Annotated in this window: 3 protein-coding genes; all 3 read left to right on the plus strand. The window is 63.4% G+C overall.

Features of this window, described 5'->3' with window-relative positions:
- The first annotated feature begins 69 nt into the window (after positions 1–69).
- The 3 genes from H3T89_RS08795 (at position 70) to H3T89_RS08805 (ending at position 2,290) form a co-directional block, all read left to right on the plus strand.
- Positions 70–1,500 carry a ParB/RepB/Spo0J family partition protein gene (locus H3T89_RS08795; RefSeq protein ID WP_198216881.1) on the plus strand — a complete coding sequence of 477 codons (1,431 nt, stop codon included), beginning with the start codon at positions 70–72 and terminating at the stop codon, positions 1,498–1,500.
- Between the two features lie 154 nt (positions 1,501–1,654).
- On the plus strand, positions 1,655–1,918 hold the full coding sequence (locus H3T89_RS08800; RefSeq protein WP_141650026.1) for a hypothetical protein: 264 nt from the start codon (positions 1,655–1,657) through the stop codon (positions 1,916–1,918).
- A gap of 24 nt (positions 1,919–1,942) precedes the next feature.
- Positions 1,943–2,290 carry a hypothetical protein gene (locus tag H3T89_RS08805; RefSeq protein WP_015022035.1) on the plus strand — a complete coding sequence of 116 codons (348 nt, stop codon included), beginning with the start codon at positions 1,943–1,945 and terminating at the stop codon, positions 2,288–2,290.
- Positions 2,291–2,429: the final 139 nt, after the last annotated feature.

The following is a 2,429-nucleotide window of genomic DNA, read 5'->3' on the forward strand; positions in this document are numbered from 1 at the left end:
TCCGCTATACCCGGGCCGCCATTCCAGGCGTCGGCACAAACAGTCCCGGCACCAAGGAAAGGAACACCCATGAACACCACAACCACAGTGACCATGCTGCCCATCGACGCCATCAGGCCCAACGACGCCAACCCCCGAAGCGAGATAGGAGACGTGTCGGAGCTGGCCATGAGCATCGCGTCCCAAGGCATACAGCAGGCCCTGGTCGTCACACCGGCGAACCAGGAGGGGCGGCACACCCTGGTCATCGGACACCGGCGGCTGGCGGCCGCCGAGCAGGCCGGCCTTGCAACCGTGCCCTGTATCATCACCGACATGGACGAGCAGACCCAGGCGGAGGTGATGCTGGTAGAGAACATACACCGTGACCAGCTCACCGCCCTGGACGAGGCACGCGGATACGCCCACCTCCTGGACCTTGGCGAAGACGTGGACCAGATGGCCAAAGCCACTGGCCGCAGCCGCAGCACCGTGCAGCGACGGCTCAAAATATCGTCCATCGACGACGAGAAAATACTCGCGCTGCCATCCCAGCTGAGCTTCGAGGAATTGGAGACGATAGCCGACTTCCGCGACGACGAAGGCCTGCAAGACCAGCTCATCAAAGCCGCAGGCACCAACAACTGGAACATGACACTGCACCAGGTCCAGGCCAAACGGTCGCTGGACAAGTGGATCGAACAGGCCCAGGAAGCCATCAAGCAGGCCGGGCTGCCCATCGTGCCGCTGACACCATCACAATCCTGGTCTGACCCGGAAGGTTGGCGCACCATCGCCCGATTCTCCCCGGATACCGACCCCGACCCCAAGCAGGCCCTCGACACATGGCTGGAGGAATGGGAAGGCGACAAACCCACGGCCGCCGGACTGCTCGACCGTGGCGGACAGTGGCGCGTCAAAATCACCCTGCTGGAGCCATACACCCAACAGGACCAGGAGGACGAACGCCGGCAAAGAGAGGATGACCTGGCCAGGTGGCAAGCCGAACAAGAAGCCGAAATCGCACCGGCCAAGCAACTGGACACGGCAAGCCACGACCTGCGGCTGGCCTACACGCAACGGCTCATGTCCCTCAAACGCCCCGCCAAAAACCAGTCCCAGGCCCTGTCCATGCTGGTCATCGCCCAAGCGAGCCAACGCACCTGGTGGGTCAGCCGGGACCAGGTGCGGGACACATGGCGCGCCATCGTCCAGGACCAGGAAGCCGAGCTGACGCAAAAGGCCGACCTTGACGAGAGTCGCCGCACCCAGACGGCCTTCGCCCTGTGCCACGCCATCATGGAGACACAGATCAACCACGAGACCTGGCGCAGCCAAGACGACATAGACGGCCTGCTCAAACCCCTCTACCGTGCCCTCCAAACCGCAGGCTACGCCATCAGCGACGAAGAGCAATCCGGTCTCGACGGCGACCTGGTGCCCCGACCTGAAGAGGAAGACAACGAAGGGAACGAAGATGAAACAGACGACGGCGACCAGGAGGAGGACACCAAAGAGTGAATGAACCCCGCAGCCGGCGGCGGCGCAGCGATGCCTCGCGCCACCCCACGGGGTGGAATCGGCATCGTCGAACGCCCCGCGTTCGGACAGCCAGACCGCAACGCGAGGAACGCACGACTGGTTTGTATGTGCAATTTGTACTACACTCATGGTCATGGAGATCGAGATAGAGCAATCAGCCCGCAAGCACGGCTGCGCCGACGACGAAATCAGGCACGCGGTCCTCCACTCCATAGGCCACGAACAAATCGAGGGCTACGGCGACGAGATGACGGTGGTCTTCGTCGGCCAGCCACACCCCGGGGCCCTACCCGACAACCTGCTCGAAGTCATCGTCAGCAAATGGCAGGACGGCCAGCTCCACGCCTTCCACGCCATGCCGCTGACCAGCCGGTGGCAACATCTCAGATACCAATAGACACAACCAACAAGGAGCCAGACCATGACCAACACACAGACACCCGCCGACAGGGCAGCACACGCCGAAGCACTCGACCGCATGGCCGACGCCGGCCAATTCACACCCATCGAAGGCACCCGGGTATACCGGGGCTACGACGCCGGCCCCCTGACCGACGACGACCTGCTCTCCATCTTCGCCGGCCGCCCCCGCGACGAACTCAAACAACCCACCAGCAAAACCTGGCAGGTACGCACCACCCCGGCCCTGGACCAATGGGCCGAAGCCGCCGTCAAAACAGAAGGCACCAACCTATCGGCACTGATCCGCCAAGCCACCGCCGAATACCTGGCACACCACTACCCAGGACTCCGAAGCCAGATGGCCTGACCCATCAGGGCAACATCATCAAGGGACCCCTCAACGGGGTCCCTTTTTCCATGCTCGGCTCGGCCGGGGTTGTGGTCATCGGCGGCTGCGCCTTGATGTCTGGCCGCCGCTGTCGCACGCCTGCGGCGTGCTGCTGAAG

Origin of the sequence: Bifidobacterium sp. W8114 (genome assembly GCF_016101165.1) — a bacterium.
Lineage (GTDB): Bacteria > Actinomycetota > Actinomycetes > Actinomycetales > Bifidobacteriaceae > Bombiscardovia > Bombiscardovia asteroides.